Origin of the sequence: Serratia liquefaciens ATCC 27592 (assembly GCF_000422085.1) — a bacterium.
In the GTDB taxonomy this organism is placed as follows: domain Bacteria; phylum Pseudomonadota; class Gammaproteobacteria; order Enterobacterales; family Enterobacteriaceae; genus Serratia; species Serratia liquefaciens.
Window position 1 is genome coordinate 3,434,278 of record NC_021741.1, and the last position, 17,785, is coordinate 3,452,062.

At 57.4% G+C, this 17,785-nt stretch carries 14 protein-coding genes; 9 read left to right on the top strand and 5 right to left on the bottom strand.

Translation table 11 applies throughout. The annotated features are described in order from the left end of the window. Positions 1-256 precede the first annotated feature (256 nt). Both M495_RS16180 and nfo read left to right on the top strand, forming a co-directional pair. The gene (locus tag M495_RS16180; RefSeq protein ID WP_020827758.1) at positions 257-1,345 is read left to right on the top strand and encodes a YeiH family protein; all 1,089 of its coding nucleotides are present in this window, start codon (positions 257-259) and stop codon (positions 1,343-1,345) included. Between the two features lie 103 nt (positions 1,346-1,448). Beyond that, on the top strand, positions 1,449-2,288 hold the full coding sequence (gene nfo, locus M495_RS16185; protein WP_020827759.1) for a deoxyribonuclease IV: 840 nt from the start codon (positions 1,449-1,451) through the stop codon (positions 2,286-2,288). Positions 2,289-2,345: 57 nt separating this feature from the next. On the opposite strand, the gene fruA is transcribed toward nfo, so the two are convergent. The 3 genes from fruA to fruB are packed head-to-tail and all read right to left on the bottom strand — an operon-like array spanning position 2,346 to position 6,120. Beyond that, positions 2,346-4,037 carry a PTS fructose transporter subunit IIBC gene (fruA, locus tag M495_RS16190; protein ID WP_020827760.1) on the bottom strand — a complete coding sequence of 564 codons (1,692 nt, stop codon included), beginning with the start codon at positions 4,035-4,037 and terminating at the stop codon, positions 2,346-2,348. 11 nt (positions 4,038-4,048) lie between these two features. Continuing rightward, complete coding sequence (gene fruK / locus M495_RS16195) at positions 4,049-4,990, bottom strand: 1-phosphofructokinase (RefSeq protein WP_012145945.1); 942 nt, start codon at positions 4,988-4,990, stop codon at positions 4,049-4,051. Continuing rightward, on the bottom strand, positions 4,987-6,120 hold the full coding sequence (gene fruB, locus M495_RS16200) for a fused PTS fructose transporter subunit IIA/HPr protein (protein ID WP_020827762.1): 1,134 nt from the start codon (positions 6,118-6,120) through the stop codon (positions 4,987-4,989). Before fruB ends, fruK begins: the two co-directional genes overlap by 4 nt. A 247-nt stretch (positions 6,121-6,367) precedes the next feature. Between fruB and M495_RS16205 the strand changes: the two genes are divergently transcribed. The 4 genes from M495_RS16205 to M495_RS16220 all read left to right on the top strand — a co-directional run bounded on the left by M495_RS16205 (position 6,368) and on the right by M495_RS16220 (position 12,046). Then, complete coding sequence (locus M495_RS16205; RefSeq protein WP_020827763.1) at positions 6,368-6,790, top strand: nucleotide triphosphate diphosphatase NUDT15; 423 nt, start codon at positions 6,368-6,370, stop codon at positions 6,788-6,790. A 259-nt stretch (positions 6,791-7,049) separates the two neighbouring features. Continuing rightward, positions 7,050-8,210, top strand: a complete 1,161-nt coding sequence (locus M495_RS16210; RefSeq protein ID WP_020827764.1) for a NapC/NirT family cytochrome c — start codon at positions 7,050-7,052, stop codon at positions 8,208-8,210. 12 nt (positions 8,211-8,222) lie between these two features. Beyond that, positions 8,223-10,703, top strand: coding sequence for a trimethylamine-N-oxide reductase TorA (gene torA / locus M495_RS16215; protein WP_020827765.1), 2,481 nt, complete (start codon positions 8,223-8,225; stop codon positions 10,701-10,703). 164 nt (positions 10,704-10,867) lie between these two features. After that, positions 10,868-12,046 carry a sugar efflux transporter gene (locus tag M495_RS16220; protein ID WP_041415523.1) on the top strand — a complete coding sequence of 393 codons (1,179 nt, stop codon included), beginning with the start codon at positions 10,868-10,870 and terminating at the stop codon, positions 12,044-12,046. Here the strand turns inward: M495_RS16220 and M495_RS16225 are convergent. Next, positions 12,043-12,297 carry a YkgJ family cysteine cluster protein gene (locus M495_RS16225; protein WP_020827767.1) on the bottom strand — a complete coding sequence of 85 codons (255 nt, stop codon included), beginning with the start codon at positions 12,295-12,297 and terminating at the stop codon, positions 12,043-12,045. The genes M495_RS16220 and M495_RS16225 overlap by 4 nt on opposite strands. A gap of 284 nt (positions 12,298-12,581) precedes the next feature. Here M495_RS16225 and mtr point away from each other — a divergent pair, with 284 nt between their 5' ends. After that, a complete protein-coding gene (mtr, locus tag M495_RS16230) occupies positions 12,582-13,826 on the top strand; it encodes a tryptophan permease (protein WP_020827768.1) in 1,245 nt (414 codons plus the stop codon). A gap of 281 nt (positions 13,827-14,107) precedes the next feature. Next, a complete protein-coding gene (yeiP, locus tag M495_RS16235) occupies positions 14,108-14,680 on the top strand; it encodes an elongation factor P-like protein YeiP (protein ID WP_020827769.1) in 573 nt (190 codons plus the stop codon). 38 nt (positions 14,681-14,718) lie between these two features. Here yeiP and uxuA read toward each other — a convergent pair whose 3' ends face one another. After that, entirely contained in the window at positions 14,719-15,909 is a 1,191-nt protein-coding gene (gene uxuA, locus M495_RS16240) for a mannonate dehydratase (RefSeq protein ID WP_020827770.1), read from the bottom strand. A 335-nt stretch (positions 15,910-16,244) separates the two neighbouring features. Between uxuA and M495_RS16245 the strand changes: the two genes are divergently transcribed. Continuing rightward, on the top strand, positions 16,245-17,726 hold the full coding sequence (locus tag M495_RS16245; RefSeq protein ID WP_020827771.1) for a mannitol dehydrogenase family protein: 1,482 nt from the start codon (positions 16,245-16,247) through the stop codon (positions 17,724-17,726). Positions 17,727-17,785: the final 59 nt, after the last annotated feature.

Consider the following 17,785-nt stretch of genomic DNA (forward strand, 5'->3'; position numbering starts at 1 on the left):
TCTCGATATACAAAAAAGCGGCCTGTCAGTAAAGCCACTGAAACTAATGCTAAATCTGCGCCACTGGCCGGCAGCAACGCACAGGGTGAATAACACTAAGGTTATCACGTTTGCAGAAATCGACATGGGGGTCACTCATGCTTCAGGCCGCAGACTAACCACTTATTCAGATAGGTTATAAATATATAATCAATTTCTCTTTTATGTCGCCAGCACGTAGTCTTTGGCTCAAGGATTTGATGACAAGGGCTGACTTATGGCGACCAATACCACACACGATTTTCCAACGCGGCAATTTCCGCTATTCGGTCTACCTCGGCTGGTGCCGGGGCTGCTGCTAACCGGTGCCATCACTGCGCTGGCGGTCTGGGTAGGTGATATTCCCTGGGTAGCCGGGCTGGGACTGGGCGCGCTGACGCTGGCGATTTTGCTCGGTATTTTAGTCGGCAATACGCTGTATCCCTGGCTACAGCCGAGCTGCCACGGCGGTGTTCAGCTCGCCAAACAGCGTTTATTGCGTCTGGGCATTATCCTTTACGGTTTTCGCCTGACGTTTCAGCAAATTGCTGACGTAGGCACCACCGGCATCATCATTGATGCATTGACCCTGAGCACCACTTTCCTGCTCGCCTGCTGGCTGGGTAAAAAAGTGTTCGGCATCGACAGCCAGACCGCGATGCTGATCGGCGCCGGCAGCAGCATTTGCGGCGCGGCGGCCGTGATGGCGACCGAGCCGGTGCTGAAAGCCGACTCCAACAAGGTGGCGGTGGCGGTAAGCACCGTGGTGGTCTTCGGTACGCTGGCGATCTTCGCTTATCCGTGGCTGTATCAGTTGAACGAGCATTTCCAGTGGCTGCCGTTTAATCAGGAAAGTTTCGGCATCTTTACCGGTTCAACCATTCATGAAGTGGCGCAGGTGGTCGCTGCCGGGCACGCTATCGGGCCGGATGCTGAAAACGCCGCGGTCATCGCCAAAATGATCCGCGTCATGATGCTGGCCCCTTTCCTGCTGCTGCTCTCAGGCTACATCAGCCGCAGCCGTAGCGCAGGAAGCACCGGTAGCCAGGCGGAAAAATCCGCGATAACCATTCCGTGGTTTGCGGTGCTGTTTATCGCCGTTGCCGGGTTGAACTCATTCGACCTGATCCCGGCGGCACTGGTAAAACACCTGATTACCGCCGATACCTGGATGCTGGCGATGGCCATGGCGGCGCTGGGGTTGACCACCCACATCAGCGCGGTGCGCCAGGCCGGGGTTAAGCCAATCCTGCTCGCCACGCTGCTGTTCGTTTGGCTGATTGTTGGCGGCGGCGCCATTAACCTTCTGGTGCAGTATTTTATCTGATTTGCTTCCCTTCAGGCCCGCAACCGCGGGCCTGCGCTTTTCCTGCCATTCAATCCTTCCGCTATCAATGCCATAATGACGCCGATTACACAGGAGAATGAAAATGAAGTTTGTCGGTGCACATGTCAGCGCGTCAGGCGGCGTGGATCAGGCGGTTATCCGCGCGCACGAATTGGAGGCGACCGCATTCGCCCTGTTCACTAAAAATCAGCGTCAATGGAAGGCCGCCCCGCTGCCTGCCGACGTGATCGATAAGTTTAAAAGCGCCTGTGCGCAGTACGGCTACGGCCCAGGGCAGATCCTGCCGCACGACAGCTATCTGATTAACCTTGGCCACCCGGTGACCGAGGCGTTGGAAAAATCCCGCGAAGCCTTTCTTGATGAAATGCAGCGCTGCGAACAGCTGGGGCTGACCCTGCTGAACTTCCACCCCGGCAGCCACCTGTTGCAAATTGAGGAAGACAAATGCCTGGCACGCATCGCTGAATCCATCAACATGGTGCTGGACAAGACCGAGGGCGTGACGGCGGTTATCGAAAACACCGCCGGTCAGGGCAGCAATCTGGGCTTCAAATTTGAACATTTGGCGGCGATTATCGATGGCGTGGAAGACAAGAGCCGCGTCGGCGTTTGCATCGATACCTGTCACGCCTTTGCCGCCGGTTACGATTTGCGTACCGAAGAAACCTGCGAGCAGACGTTTAAAGAGCTCGGCGACATCGTGGGGTTCAAGTACCTGCGCGGCATGCACCTGAACGACGCCAAGAGCGAGTTTGGCAGCCGCGTCGACCGTCACCACAGCCTGGGTGAAGGCAATATCGGTAAAACAGTATTCAGCTATATCATGCGTGACGATCGTTTCAACAATATCCCGCTGATCCTGGAAACCGTAAACCCGGATATCTGGGCGGAAGAGATCGCCTGGCTGAAGGCACAGCAGTAATTGCCAGTTAAAAAAAACCGGAGCCTGAGCTCCGGTTTTTTATTGCCTGCGCCAGCGTTACGCTACCGTAGCCGCAGGGACTTCAGCGCGTTTCAGCAGTGCGTAAGACACCCCCGCCAGCAGCGTACCGGCAACGATCGCCACCAGATACAACAGCACTGGTGTGATAGCGCCAGGGATCAGCAGAACGAACAACCCACCGTGCGGTGCCATCAGCTTGGCGCCGAATGCCATCGACAGTGCGCCGGTCAATGCACCACCCGCGATGCAGCATGGCAACACGCGCATCGGGTCACGGGCGGCGAACGGAATGGCGCCTTCGGAGATAAAGCACAGGCCCAACACCAGCGCTGCTTTACCACCTTCCTGCTCGGACTTCTCGAACTTGCGACGCGCCAGTAATGTTGCCAGCCCCATCGCCAGCGGTGGCACCATACCGGCCGCCATAATGGCCGCCATAGGGGCATATACCGACGAGCTCAGCAGCGCCACACCAAAAGCGTAGGCCGCCTTGTTAACCGGCCCCCCCATATCGGTACACATCATGGCACCGAGGATCGCCCCCAGCAGTACCGCATTGGCGGTACCCAGTGATTGCAGCCAGTGAGTCAGGCCTTCCATAATTTTCGCTACCGGCGTACCGACGATGAAAATCATGATCAAGCCGACAATCAGGCTGGCGACCAAGGGAATGATCAGGATCGGCTTCAGCGCTTCCATACTCTGCGGCAGACGCAGTTTGGTGCTGATAAATTTGGCCACATAGCCCGCCAGGAAACCGGCAATGATACCGCCGAGGAAACCGGCGCCGGTGCTGACGGCCAGCATGCCGCCAATTAACCCCGGCGTCAGGCCCGGACGGTCAGCGATCGAGAAGGCAATAAAACCGGCCAATACCGGCACCATCAGCGCAAAGGCTGAGCCGCCGCCGATCTGCATCAACGCCGCTGCCAGCGTGCCCTTGACTTCGAATGCCTTGATACCGAACACGAACGACAGTGCGATACACAAACCACCCGCCACCACCATCGGCAGCATATAAGACACGCCGGTCAACAGGTGACGATACGGGCCGGCGCTCTCTTTCTTCTTACCGGCGGTGGCCGGCGCACCGCTTTTTTGCGGTTGGAAAATCTCGGCCTCGGCCTGCGCCTTGTCCAGTTCCTGCGCCGTTTTTTTCAGCGCCAGGCCGGTAGAGGTACGGTACATCGGCTTGCCGGCAAACTTATCCAGATCCACTTCAATGTCCGCCGCCACGATCACCAGGTCGGCCGCCGCCACTTCTTCTGGCGTAATGGCATTGCCAGCGCCGACGGAGCCGCGGGTTTCAACTTTCACCCACCAGCCACGCTTTTTGGCTTCACTTTCAATGGCTTCGGCCGCCATAAAGGTATGGGCCACGCCGGTCGGGCAAGCGGTGATCGCCACGATACGTTTTTGACCGGCGGCTTTAGCCGGTTCGACGGCTGCCGCGGCCGGTGCCTGATAGGCTTTCGCTTCGGCCATCGCCTGCGCCAGGAAGGCTTCCGGCTCACGCACCGCATGCGCCACGTCACCCACATAAACCCGTTTGCCGTTCAGCGCGGCGTCAGCAGGTACAGTTTGCCCTGCCACCACCACCAGTTCAGCCTCGGCGGCTGACTCAACCAACGTCAGGCCGGTTTTCACCGCAGCAGCGCCAAGCATGCGTTTCGCCAGGTGACTACGTGCCTGCCCCAGCGAATTGTCTATCATCAGCAGTGTTTTCATTCTGCCTCCTGCTATTGATTAAAAGGTTTCAGATCGACACGCGCCATCATCGCGGCCAACTGTGGACGGTCGGTCACGCCAACGTTGCTCTGGCTTACCGCCAGCGCAGCCACGGCGGTGGCCAAACGCAAAGTGTGTTCACTGGATTCACGCATCAGCAGGCCGTAAATCAGGCCGCCGACCATCGAGTCGCCGGCACCCACGGTGCTGACCACTTCGCAGGCCGGTGGCTTGGCAATCCAGGCGCCGGACGCGTTGACCCACAGCGCGCCTTCGGCACCGAGGGAGATAACCACGTGGGCAATGCCCTGATCGCGCAGCGCATGTGCCGCTTCGACCACGTCAGCCAGCTGCGGCAACGGACGCCCGGCCCAAATTTCCAGTTCGCGGCGATTCGGTTTCACCAACCACGGCGCCGCTTTCAAGCCGGCAACCAGGGCTTCACGGCTGCTGTCGAAAATGATGCACGGGCACTGGGCGCGCAAACGGATCATCCAGTCGGTGAAAGCGTCGGGATCGACCCCCGCCGGCAGGCTGCCGCTGACCGCGACCATGTCGAACTGGCCCAGCCAGCTCAGGGAGTCGGTCACGAAACGTTCCCAGTCCTGCCCGCTGACTTCAAAACCGGAGAAATTGAAATCGGTGACTTCACCGTCTTTTTCGGTCAGTTTGACGTTAATACGGGTCCGTCCCGGCACCACCTGGAAGCGGTTGGCAATGCCCAGATCGCTGAACAGCAGTTGGAAACCGTCCTGGTTGTCTTTTCCCAGGAAGCCGCCCACCGTCACATCAATACCCAGATCCTTCAGCACCTTGGCGACGTTGATGCCTTTCCCGGCGGCGTGAAGGCCGGCGGTTTTGACCAGGTTCACTTCACCGCGCTCGATCTCCGGGCAAAAGCCCACCAGATCGTAAGCCGGATTCAAGGTAATTGTTGCTACTCTTCTGCTCATGCTGCGCCCTCGCCCAGTCCTTCGTTAATCGCTTCACCGATCGCCTTCAGCGCCGTTTCAGCATCTTCACCTTTGGCGGTAAAACGCAGGTGATGTCCTTTCTTCACGCCCAACGCCACCACCTTCATCAGGCTACGTCCGTTGGCCGGTTTGCCACTGCCATCCAGGTTAGTGACGGTAATTTCACTGCTGAATTGCTTGATTACATTGACCAGCGCCGTGCCCGGACGGGCATGCAGGCCGTGTTCGTTACGGATCACGTACTCAGCGCTCAGCGTGGTGTCTTCTTCTTCCACCTCACTGGTCAGCAATGCCAACAGGGTGACGGCATCCGCGTTCAGCAAACGTTCAGCTTTGTTCGCCAACAGCAGATCGCTGAGGTAGTTCAGCACCGCCAGCGGCTGCTGGTCAGCCACCGACAGCGTCAGCAACAGCGCAACCTGCTCGCCCTCTTCGTCAAACGGCTGCGCCGGACGGCTTACCGTAGCCGCGCTAGCCAAGTTGCCTTCGGTGCTGTCGCTCAGCCAAATGCCCTGCCCCAGATTCAGCGGCTTGCGGGTGATGACGTCGCTGACGAATTGAGCGTTAACCGCACCAATTTTCTGCAGACGGCCCGCATTCAGCGCCTGCAGCGTCATCAGGCTGTCGGCGGCCACGTCTAGCGCAATCAAGGAAGCGTCGAACTTGAATTCCGCCGTCAGCTTTTCGCCCATCAACAAGCTGCGTAACTCTTCTGCCGAGGTGGTTTTCGCCAGCTGTTCGGCTACGCTGTCGTCGCTCAGAACGTGGGTCAACTGACGCAACAGCGCCAGGTGTTCATCGGAACGTGCGGCAATGCCGATCACTACGTAAGCAGTTTGGCCTTCGCCCCACTCGATACCCTGAGGGAACTGAAACACCTGCACGCCGGTGTTCAGCACCAGATCGCGGGTATCGGTAGTGCCATGCGGGATGGCGATACCGTTCCCAAGATAAGTGGAAGTTTGCAGCTCACGCTGCAACATGCCGTCCACGTAAGGCGCGCTGACGCAGCCGGCCTTAGTCAGTGCGGCAGCCACCTGACGGATGGCTTCCTGTTTGTTACTCGCGGTAGCACCCAGGTGAATATCTTGCTGTGACAACTGGAACATGATTCTCCTCTCCTGCTGAATTGAATCGTTTCAGCTTCGTTGGGAAAAAGGAGCGTTACCGGTACGACATTATCGCGCCCATAACGCTGAAACGTTTCAAGGAGTGTGTAAGGCCCCATGAGCGAAAGCAAGTTTTCTCAATTTTGACGTGATAGATTTTTGACCTTACGCACACTTTTCCCTTAGGGTTACCCGTTGCAGCGCTAAAATGACATACTGTGCTGAAATTTTGCTGACGGAGAGAAACATGACTGTAGTGGCGGGCGTAGGCGTAATCATTGTCAATGAACAAGGGGAAATTTTGCTGGGCAAACGCTGCGGCAAGCACGCCCCCTTCTGGTCCATCCCCGGCGGGCATCTGGATGCCGGCGAAACCTTTGAACAGTGCGCACAACGTGAGATCGCCGAAGAGACCGGGCTGATCATCGCCCCACCGAGCTTTGTCGGCATCAGCAATAATCTGCAAACCTGGCGCGCCGAGGGAAAGCATACGGTTTCCATCTGTTTGCTGACGCCCCATCCTGGCGGGGAAGCCGAGCTGAAAGAACCGGAAAAATGTGCCGAATGGCGCTGGTGCCTGCCGGATGCATTACCTGAACCGCATTTTGAAGCCAGCCGTAATGCCATTCATCTGTGGCAGACGGGCCAAACTTACCTACCGGCAAAGTAGCTGTTTTCAATCACGGTTTAGCTCTCCTTTCCGTGATCTCGCTCATAGTCTGATAAATCCACATGAAAAATGCGTTATATAATCCAGAACATAACGCTGAAAAATCCCCCGAACGACCATTTTTCTTCTAAAAATACCCCTATAGTATTAGATGACTTTACCAATAGTACCTATACTTCCTCAGGTATGTCGGCGCTCGTCCGGCACTTTTTTTTGGCAAGGTTTTCCTTGGTATTTCATAATTATAAGCGGATTCAATATGACCAATAAACTCACTGGCTTGATAAAAAAGCATCGATGGGGATGGCTGTGGATTTTGCTGCTCGGAATTATCCTCGGGGCAGCATTATTGGCGGGTACCGCCACCGTATTCCATAAAACCAGCGACACCGCCTTCTGCGTCTCCTGCCACACCATGCAACAACCGCTGGCCGAATATCAGGGCAGCGTTCACTTCCAAAATACCAAGGGCATTCGCGCTGAATGTGCCGACTGTCACGTTCCCCATGAGCCACTCGACTACCTGTGGACCAAAATCCGCGCGGTAAAAGACATTTATGGCGAGATGGTGGGCACCATCGATACGCCTGAGAAATACGAGGCGCACAAGCTGGCCATGGCGCAGTCGGTCTGGAAAACGCTCAAAGAAAACGACTCCGCCACCTGCCGCTCTTGCCACAGCTTTGACGCAATGGACATCACTGCCCAACGGCCTGAAGCGCGTATCCAACATCCGGTGGCCATCAAACAGGGTGAAACCTGTATCGACTGCCATAAAGGGGTCGCGCATATCCTGCCGGACATGAGCGGTGCAGCCCAGGCTGGTGCCGCCGAGTTGGCGAAAGCCGCCGCTGAAACCTCGCCAACCGCCACCACGTTGTACACCATTGCCACAGAACCCTTCTTCCTCAAACCGGACGACAGCCACAATGCCGGCAACCTGATGCCATCCACCGAAGTGCAGGTGGTGAAACAGGAAGGCGACAAAGTGCTGGCCAACGTCACCGGCTGGCAGCAAGACGGTGTCGCTGAAGTGTTCTACGCCGCGCAAGGCAAACGCATCCTCAGCGTGCTGCTGGGTGAAGACGCTCGCAAACTGCTGAAAACCGGCACCACCATGACCGATGCCGAAACCGGTCTGGTATGGCATCAGGTTTCTCTGCAAGTTTGGCTGCCGCGCAAACAACTGATCGACGATCAGCAAAAAATCTGGCGCTACACGGCAGATATGATGTCGGCCAACTGCACCGGTTGTCACGGCCTCACGGCCCTCGATCGCTTCAACGCCAACCAGTGGATCGGCGTAATTAAAGGTATGGCTCCACGCACTTCGCTGACGCAGGAACAGCTGCGCGTTCTGACACAGTACGTGCAGAAACACGCCAGTGACATGCAGCCAGCCGCACCAGCCAAGCTTTAAGGGAGAAGCGAAATGAGCAAATATCAACAACAAGCGTTAAAAATGAGCCGCCGCCGCTTCCTGACTGGCGCGACCGCGCTGGCCGCAGCACCGCTACTGGCGGGCCTGTGGCCCAAGTCAGCGTTGGCCCAGGCCATCAGCCAGGCGCTGCCGCAATTCGTCGTGTTGCGTCAGGCACAAAAAGGCATTTTGACCGGCGCGCACTGGGGCGCCTTCGAAGCCATCGTCCAGGACGGTAAAATGGTCGGCGTGCAGCCGGTCAAAGACGATCCTTATCCGAACGAACTGATCACCATGGCGCCCTATCAGGTGCACGCCGAAAACCGTATCAAATACCCGATGGTGCGCAAAAGTTGGCTGGAAGGCGGCCCTGGCAGCCGTACCGAACTGCGTGGTCGTGACGAGTGGGTACGCGTTAGTTGGGACAAGGCGATTGATTTGGTCTGTGGTGAGATCACCCGCTTGCAGAAAGACCATGGCCCGCAGTCCATTTATGCCGGTTCTTATGGCTGGAAAAGCGTCGGGATGCTGCATAACAGCCGCACGCTGCTGCAACGCCTGATGAACCTGACCGGCGGCTTCCTTGGTTACGCGGGCGACTACTCCACCGGTGCCGCGCAGGTGATCATGTCGCACGTGGTGGGCTCCATGGAGGTTTACGAACAGCAGACCGCCTGGCCGAACGTGATTGAAAACAGCCAACTGGTGGTGCTGTGGGGCTGTAACCCGATGATCACGCTGAAAAACAGCTGGAACGTCCCGGACCACTACGGCCAGACGGGCTTTGAGGCGCTGAAGAAGAAAGGTACCCGAGTGATCAGCATTGATCCGGTACACAACGACAGCGCCAAATTCGTCGATGCGCAGTGGATCGCTCCGCGTCCTTATACCGACGGCGCCATGCTGATCGGCATCGCCCACACGCTACTGACCGAGAAGCTGCATAACCCGGACTTCCTGAAAACCTACACCGCCGGTTTCGACAAGTTCCAGGCTTATCTGTTGGGTGAAACCGACGGTACGCCGAAAACTGCCGAATGGGCGGCCGATGTGTGCGGCGTCGATGCTGACGTGCTGCGTCAGTTAGCACGCGACATGGCGAAGAACCGCACCATGATCATGGGCGGCTGGGGGATCCAACGCCAGCATCATGGCGAACAGCAGCATTGGCTGTTGGTTACCGTGGCGGCGATGCTCGGCCAGATTGGCCTGCCGGGCGGCGGCTTCGGCTTCAGCTATCACTACTCCTCCGGCGGCAGCCCGACGGCGAAAGGCGGCATTATTTCCGGTATCTCTGCCGGTAACGCGCCGAAGAACTCACCGGCACCGATCCCGGTGGCGCGCATCGCCGAATGCCTGACCAACCCGGGCAAGACAATTAATTTCAACGGCGCACAGGTCACCTACCCCGAGGTGAAAATGGTCTATGTGGCGGGCGGCAACACCTTCCACCAGCATCAGGACACCAACAATCTGGTCAAGGCCTGGCAGCGGCCGGACACCATCGTGGTGAACGAGCCTTATTGGACCGCCACCGCCAAGCATGCCGATATCGTTCTGCCGGCCACCACCAGCTACGAACGCAACGATCTCGAAATGGGCGGCGATTACTCACAGCTTTATGTGTTCCCGATGCACCAGTGCGTCGCGCCGCAGCATGAATCACGCAGCGATTTCGATATTTTCGCGGCCATGGCGGCTAAGCTGGGGGTGCAGGACGCCTTTACCGAAGGCAAAGATGAAACCCAATGGCTGAAAGGCATGTACGATGACATGAAAACTCAGGCACGTGCTGCACGGGTAGCCCTGCCACCGTTCGATATGTTCTGGGAGTCCAACAACTACGTGCGCTTCCCGGTGCCGGAGGCCAATACCCAATGGGTGCGTTTCGCCGACTATCGCGAAAACCCGCTGCTCAATCCACTGGGGACGCCATCCGGTAAAATCGAGATCTACTCCGACGCCATTGCCAAAATGAAGTATCAGGATTGCCCAGGTATTCCGACATGGATGCCGCCGCATGAATGGTATCGCGGCCCGGAAGCGGTGAAATACCCGCTGTCGCTGAACACCGCGCACCCGATCAACCGCCTGCATTCGCAGCTCGACAACACGCCACTGCGCAAGAAATACGCGGTAGCCGATCGGGAAGCGATTGTGATCCACCCGCAGGACGCCCAGTCACGCGGCATTGCCAATGGCGATCTGGTGCGGGCCTTTAACGATCGCGGCCAGATCCTGGTGGGTGCGGTGGTGAGCGAAGACGTGCGCCCTGGCGTAGTGCGCATCAGCGAAGGTGCCTGGTTCGATCCGGCCGATCCGTCACAGCCGGGTTCGCTGTGCAAGAACGGCAACGTCAACTGCCTGACCTTCGACGTCGGCTCCTCCAGCCTGGCTCAGGGTAACTGCGGGCAAATGGCACAGTTGCAGATCGAGAAGTATCAGGGCGAGGTGCTGAAAAACACCGCGCACGACGTGCCGGCTGGCGCCTAACGTTGAAGTTTGTCATACCCAGGGCGATGGTGACATCGCCCTTTTTTTAGCCTGATGCAGGAAAGAACTTTTTACCATTAAGCAGAATGAAACCGGTTTTTGTTCTTTTTAAACAGGCGTATTATGCGCGCGACTCCCTCATTTACGGCTATTTGCTGACCTCTATGCCTACTTCAACTGCGGTAACGCGACGCTCGCCCGATCTGACTTCGCTGGCCTTTTTAGTGGTGGCGTTCCTCACGGGGATTGCCGGTGCGTTACAAACCCCAACGCTGAGCCTGTTCCTGGCAACCGAGGTAAAGGTGCGCCCTTCCATGGTTGGGTTATTTTTCACCGGCAGCGCGGTGATCGGCATCCTGGTCAGCCAGTTTCTGGCTCGCCGCTCAGATCAAAAAGGGGATCGCAAAACGCTGATCTTCCTCTGCTGCATGTTAGGGGCACTGGGCTGCGTACTGTTCGCCTGGAACCGTAATTATTATCTGTTGCTGGCAGTCGGCGTAATGCTGACCAGCTTCGGCTCCACCGCCAACCCGCAGATGTTCGCTCTGGCGCGCGAACACGCCGACCGCACCGGCCGCGAAGCGGTGATGTTCAGCTCTATCCTGCGGGCTCAGGTTTCTCTCGCCTGGGTTATTGGGCCGCCTATCGCCTTCGCGCTGGCATTGGGATTCGGTTTTAAGGTGATGTATCTGGCCGCCGCCGCAGCGTTTATCCTGTGTGGCGTGCTGGTGTGGAAAATGCTGCCGTCGATGCGTAAAACGCCGGTGGCTTCCAGTACCACGCTGGAAGCTCCGCGGAAAAATCGCCGCGATACGCTGCTGCTGTTTTTAACCTGCACCTTTATGTGGACCGCCAACAGCATGTATTTAATCAATATGCCACTGTATATGGTGCATGAGCTGCAACTGCCGGAAAGGTTGGCCGGAATATTGATGGGGACGGCGGCCGGGCTGGAGATACCGACCATGTTGCTGGCCGGCATGGTAGCGAAGCGCTTCGGTAAACGTTTCCTGATGCGTTGCGCGGTGGCGGCGGGCCTGCTGTTTTACATCGGGTTACTGTTTATCACCGGTACCTGGCAACTGATTGCCCTGCAATTGCTCAACGCGGCGTTTATTGGCGTGCTGGCAGGCATTGGTATGCTCTATTTTCAAGATTTGATGCCCGGTCAGGCCGGGGCGGCAACCACTTTGTTTACCAACACTACGCGCGTGGGCTGGATTTTTGCAGGTTCAATCGCCGGCGTGGTGGCGGAGGTCTGGAACTATCACGCGGTGTTTTATTCCGCGTTGGCGATGGTGGTCGGCGCGGTGCTGTGCCTGTGGAAACTGAAAGACGCTTAAGGTGCAGTATCCGCTTCCAGCTTGATCAGATAGACCAATGCCTGGTCGCGGTGGTCATGGCACATTTCGCGGCTGGCCTGCAGGCTGCCGCAGACCTTGGGCCGCAGCGGTGAATGAAACAGGCCACAACGCAATTGCTCGTTCAGATGAATGCAGCGGGTGTTGGCGGGCTTGCCGTTAGGCATGCCGGGGATCGGGCTGGATATTGAAGGCGCAATACAACAGGCGCCACAGTCGGTACGACAGTCCATCAGCGAGTCTCCCGGTGGGCTGGCGGAATTGAAGCGCGACAATATCAGTCGCGCTCATCGGCCGCCAGCATAATCCGTGTTGGCGCGCGAATCTTTACATCTCGCGTTTTAAATCGTGAATCGCCCCGTTTTCTCACCCGCCCGAAAATTGCCATAAGCTCCCCTTCCGCCGCCAATTAATGCATGAAACAAGCGCATTAGCGGCTTTACATGCGCTAACCGCACATGTACCATTGAGCTAGTACAAAAGAATCCACGGCCAACGAGGCCAATCAGGAGCAAAAATGTCCGCGGACACCATCCAGAAGCTTTCCCGCCCTTCAGTGCTTGGCGGCGCGATGATCATTGCAGGCACCGCCGTCGGCGCCGGCATGTTCTCCATTCCCATCGTCACTTCTGGCGTGTGGTTCAGCGGCTCCGTCGCGCTGCTGGTTTATACCTGGGCCTGCATGCTGATTTCCGGCCTGATGATCCTGGAGGCCGCCCTGCACTACCCAAGCGGCGCCAGCTTCCACACCATCGTCAAAGATCTGCTGGGTAAAGGCTGGAACGCCATTAACGGTATTTCCATCGCCTTTGTCCTGTACATCCTCACCTATGCCTATATCTCCGCCGGTGGCTCGATTATCGCCCATACGCTGGAAGGTATCGTCGGCGTCGGGCAGTCCACCGCCGGGTTGGTGTTTGCCGTGGTAGTGGCGTTTATCGTGTGGCTCTCCACACGCGCCGTTGATCGCCTGAGCACGATCCTGATCGGCGGTATGGTGATCACCTTTGTGATGTCGGTGGGCGACATGTTCACGCATGTGCAGCCGGCAGTACTGTTCAACCGCGGTGACGACCAGGCCAGCTATCTGCCTTACGCCCTGGCGGCGCTGCCTTATCTGCTGACCTCCTTCGGCTACCACGGCAACGTGCCGGGACTGGTGAAGTACTACCACAAAGACAGCGGCGCAGTCGTGCGCAGCCTGGTGTACGGCACCCTGCTGGCGCTGGCGATCTATATCCTGTGGCAGTATGTGATTCAGGGCAACATCGCCCGCGATGCCTTCAAACAGGTGATTGCCGAAGGCGGCAACATTGGCAGCCTGCTCAAGCAGATGGGCAACGTTTCCAGCAGCCAGACCGTCGGCCAGCTACTAAACGCCTTCTCTTATATGGCGCTGGCGAGCTCATTCCTCGGGGTGTCGCTGGGGTTGTTCGATTACCTGGCAGACTTCTTCAAATTCAGCGATGACACCGTCGGACGCAGCAAAACCGCGCTGGTGACCTTCGCGCCGCCGACCATTGCCGCCCTGCTGTTCCCGAACGGCTTCCTTTACGCCATCGGCTTCGCCGGCCTGGCCGCCACCGTTTGGGCGGTAATAGTGCCGGCCATGATGGCGCGTGCCAGCCGCCGCCGCTTTACCGAAGCGCAATATCGCGCTCCCGGTGGCTACGGCATGATCCTGTTCATCATTCTGTTCGGGGTGATCAACGCCGTCGCGCACGTGTTGGCATTGCTGGGTCTGTTACCGGTGTTCCAGTAATACCGTAGGGGATGGCGCCCGCCGTCCCCTTAGTCTGATGACAAACACCCGAAAAACGTGGTTTTCGGATGTTTGAGGTAAATCAGAAGACACCATCCTTTGTTTTTATTTGTCCCAGAACAGAACTTTTAACTGCAAAGGACGTTGTCAGCAATTTGAGGGGATGGCGCCCGCCGTCCCCTTTTTCTGTCACTGTTTTTGCTCGATCTGCTTGCCTGAAATCAGCGGCGCGAGTAACTTGTCGCAACTTCCCAAATACTCTTCATTGCAGGTTATTTTATATGGCAAAAGCTAACGAAATTAAGCGCGGCATGGCGATCAACTACAACGGCAAACTGCTGCTGGTGAAAGACATTGATGTGCAAAGCCCAAGCGCGCGCGGCGCCAGCACCTTGTACAAAATGCGCTTCTCTGACGTCCGCACCGGGCTGAAGGTTGAAGAGCGTTTCAAGGGCGACGATATTCTGGACACCATTAGCCTGTCACGCCGCAAGGTGAACTTTTCTTATATCGACGGCGAAGAATACGTATTTATGGATGACGAGGATTACACCCCGTATATCTTTAAGAAAGACCAGATCGAAGATGAACTGCTGTTTATTCCTGAAGGCGGTCTGCCGGGCATGCAGGTACTGACCCTGGATGGCCAGGTGTTGGCGCTGGAACTGCCGCAGACCGTGGATATGGAAATTGTCGACACCGCACCGGGCATCAAAGGTGCCTCTGCCAGTGCCCGCAACAAGCCGGCCACCATGGCGACCGGCCTGACCATTCAGGTACCGGAATACCTCAGCGCCGGTGACAAAATCCGCATTCATATTGCCGAGCGCCGTTACATGAGCCGCGCTGACTAGTCGATATTCTGGGGCCAATGTGGCCCCTTTTTAATGGCTTAGGGCAAATCCGGGAAGAAGCGGCGTTTAAGCGCCAGCTCCACCCCGCGCAGTTCCGCCAACCCCTTCAAACGACCAATCGCCGAGTAGCCCGGGTTGGTTTTTTTCTTCAGATCGTCCAGCATCTGGTGCCCATGGTCGGGACGCATCGGGATCGGCCGGCGATCGCCTGCCTGATGGCGCCGTTGCTCCTCAGTGAGGATCGCCTCGATCACCGCCACCATGTCCACGTCGCCTTGCAGATGCGCACCCTCATGGAAACTTTTCGGGTTTTCTTCGCGACAGGTAGCACGTAAATGGGTGAAGTGGATGCGATCGCCGAAGGTTTCGATCATCCGCACCAGATCGTTATCCGCCCGTACGCCGTAAGAGCCGGTGCACATGGTGAAGCCGTTATACCGGCTGTCGACCGTTTGCTTGAACCACTGCATATCCTCAATGGTAGAGACGATGCGCGGCAACCCCAAAATCGGCCGCGGCGGATCGTCCGGATGCACTGCCAAACGCACGCCAACCTCCTCCGCCACCGGCACAATGGCGCGCAGGAACACCGCCATATTCTCTCGCAGCTGCGCCTTGTCAATCCCATCGTACTCCGCCAGGCGGGCGCGGAATTGATCGAGGGTATAGCCCTCTTCGGCCCCCGGTAATCCGGCGATAATATTGCCGGTCAGCTTGGCAACCTCCGCCTCGTTCATCGCGGAAAAATAGGTTGCAGCCTGCTCCTGTTCTTGCGGCGTGTAATCCTGCTCTGCGCCAGCGCGTTGCAGGATATGCAGATCAAAAGCCGCGAAGGCGGTCTGATCGAAACGCAACGCTTTCGACCCGTCCGGCAGTAAATACTCCAGATCGGTGCGCGTCCAGTCCAGGATCGGCATAAAGTTGTAGCATACGGTGTCGATGCCGCAGGCCGCTAGGTTACGCAGCGATTGCTGATAGTTAGCGATATGCTGCCGGTAATGGCCGCTGTGGGTTTTGATCTCCTCATGCACCGGGATACTTTCCACTACCGACCACACCAAGCCTTTCTCCGCCAATAGGGCCTGACGGGCCTTGATCTCTTCGACCGGCCACACCTCGCCATTCGGGATATGGTGCAAGGCGGTGACGACGCCAGTGGCGCCGGCCTGGCGCACATCATCAAGAGAGACCGGATCGTTCGGCCCATACCAACGCCATGTTTGTTCCATTATTTATCCTTGTAAAAATTGCCCAGTATCGCGGAAGTGATAAAGATCGCCCTGCTCCAGCCATCTTGTTATACCAAAATAAAATAGATATCGGTTATCTTTCACCTTACTCTTTCGCCAATTGCTGTCAAAAGTGAAACCGCGATTGGTTGATCCACTTCACGGATCTGGCTTATTTTGCACGCGCACATGTAATTAGTGCGCTTACAGCCTTACACTGGCGGCAGAAAATTCGTGCAGCCCCGGCAGAAGGAGTGCCGTATTCTGCACAAAAAACTGGTCTGATAACTTTTAAAGTTAACCGCCAACACATCTACTCAGCCTTGGAGCTTTGCATGAAGACTATCGCCAACACGCCGCTTCCGGATGCCGTCCAGCAGCCAGGTTACGATCGCAGCGCATTACAGAGCCGCATGGTGCACATTGGATTTGGCGCCTTTCACCGTGCCCACCAGGCGCTACTGACCGATCGAGTGTTGAATCGTCAGGGCGGCGACTGGGGGATCTGCGAAATCAGCCTGTTCGGCGGTGATAATTTGTTCCGGACGCTGCGCCAGCAGGACCATCTTTACAGCGTGCTGGAAAAAGGCGCGGCGAGTAATCAGGCTATCGTGATCGGTGCGGTGCATGAGAGCGTACACCGCAAGCTGGAAGGGATTGGCGCCGTATTGGAAAAGCTGGCGGAGCCACAGGTGGCGATTGTCTCGATGACCATTACCGAAAAAGGCTATTGCATTGAACCCGGCAGCGGAAAACTGGATCTTCAACATCAGGCGATCCGCGCCGATCTGGCGAATCCCGGCGAGCCTTCCACCGTGCCGGGGATCCTGGTGGAAGCGCTGCGCCTGCGTCTGGAACGTGGGCTGCCCGCCTTTACCCTGCTCTCTTGCGACAACATCCCGGAAAACGGCCACGTGCTGCGTAACGCGATCGTCGGTTTGGCTCAAGCGCGCGACGGCGCGCTGGCCGACTGGATTGCCCGCGAGGTGAGCTTCCCCAGCACCATGGTAGACCGTATCGTCCCAGCCGCTACGCCAGAGACGCTGGATGAAGTGGCCGAGGCGCTCGGCGGCGTTCGTGATGAATGCGCCATCGCCTGCGAACCCTTTATCCAGTGGGTCGTTGAGGATAACTTTGTCGCCGGCCGCCCAGCCTGGGAACGGGCCGGTGCACAGTTGGTCAATGACGTGCTGCCTTTTGAGCAGATGAAACTGCGCATGCTGAACGGCAGCCACTCTTTCCTGGCCTATCTCGGGTATCTTGGGGGCTATCAGTACATCAACGACTGTATGGGCGATGAGTCTTATCGCCGCGCCGCACTCCACCTGATGCTGGCTGAACAGGCGCCGACGCTGAACGTTAGCGGTATCGATTTGCCCGCCTATGCAGCACAGCTGATTGAGCGCTACAGCAACCCGGCGTTGCAACACCGTACCTGGCAAATCGCCATGGACGGCACGCAAAAATTACCGCAGCGTATGCTGGACTCGGTGCGTTGGCATCTGCAGCATGGCGGCAGCTATGCCGGTCTGGCTCTCGGGGTGGCGGGCTGGATGCGCTATGTCGGCGGCGTGGATGATGCCGGGCAGCCAATAGACATCCGCGATCCGTTATTGGCTACGCTGCAACAGACAGTGGCTTCAACGCCGGATGATGAACAACGGGTAAAAGCCCTGTTGGGTCTAACGGCTATTTTTGGTGAGCAATTGGCGGCCAACGAGGAATTTGTCACGGCGGTCACCCGCGCCTACTTGTCATTACGCGATCGCGGTGCGCGTCAAACGGTGCAAAACTGGGTGTCGACTCAGCTGGCTTAGCCATTGAACAAGGCGTAAAGCGGGGAAAATGACGATGCCGGATATCATCCGGCATCGCC

Excerpts from the sequence above, each read along its gene's own strand:
- M495_RS16180 (WP_020827758.1), top strand. The coding sequence starts at position 257 with ATGGCGACCAATACCACACACGATTTTCCAACGCGGCAATTTCCGCTA.
- nfo (WP_020827759.1), top strand. The coding sequence starts at position 1,449 with ATGAAGTTTGTCGGTGCACATGTCAGCGCGTCAGGCGGCGTGGATCAG.
- fruA (WP_020827760.1), bottom strand. The coding sequence starts at position 4,037 with ATGAAAACACTGCTGATGATAGACAATTCGCTGGGGCAGGCACGTAGT.
- fruK (WP_012145945.1), bottom strand. The coding sequence starts at position 4,990 with ATGAGCAGAAGAGTAGCAACAATTACCTTGAATCCGGCTTACGATCTG.
- fruB (WP_020827762.1), bottom strand. The coding sequence starts at position 6,120 with ATGTTCCAGTTGTCACAGCAAGATATTCACCTGGGTGCTACCGCGAGT.
- M495_RS16205 (WP_020827763.1), top strand. The coding sequence starts at position 6,368 with ATGACTGTAGTGGCGGGCGTAGGCGTAATCATTGTCAATGAACAAGGG.
- M495_RS16210 (WP_020827764.1), top strand. The coding sequence starts at position 7,050 with ATGACCAATAAACTCACTGGCTTGATAAAAAAGCATCGATGGGGATGG.
- torA (WP_020827765.1), top strand. The coding sequence starts at position 8,223 with ATGAGCAAATATCAACAACAAGCGTTAAAAATGAGCCGCCGCCGCTTC.
- M495_RS16220 (WP_041415523.1), top strand. The coding sequence starts at position 10,868 with ATGCCTACTTCAACTGCGGTAACGCGACGCTCGCCCGATCTGACTTCG.
- M495_RS16225 (WP_020827767.1), bottom strand. The coding sequence starts at position 12,297 with ATGGACTGTCGTACCGACTGTGGCGCCTGTTGTATTGCGCCTTCAATA.
- mtr (WP_020827768.1), top strand. The coding sequence starts at position 12,582 with ATGTCCGCGGACACCATCCAGAAGCTTTCCCGCCCTTCAGTGCTTGGC.
- yeiP (WP_020827769.1), top strand. The coding sequence starts at position 14,108 with ATGGCAAAAGCTAACGAAATTAAGCGCGGCATGGCGATCAACTACAAC.
- uxuA (WP_020827770.1), bottom strand. The coding sequence starts at position 15,909 with ATGGAACAAACATGGCGTTGGTATGGGCCGAACGATCCGGTCTCTCTT.
- M495_RS16245 (WP_020827771.1), top strand. The coding sequence starts at position 16,245 with ATGAAGACTATCGCCAACACGCCGCTTCCGGATGCCGTCCAGCAGCCA.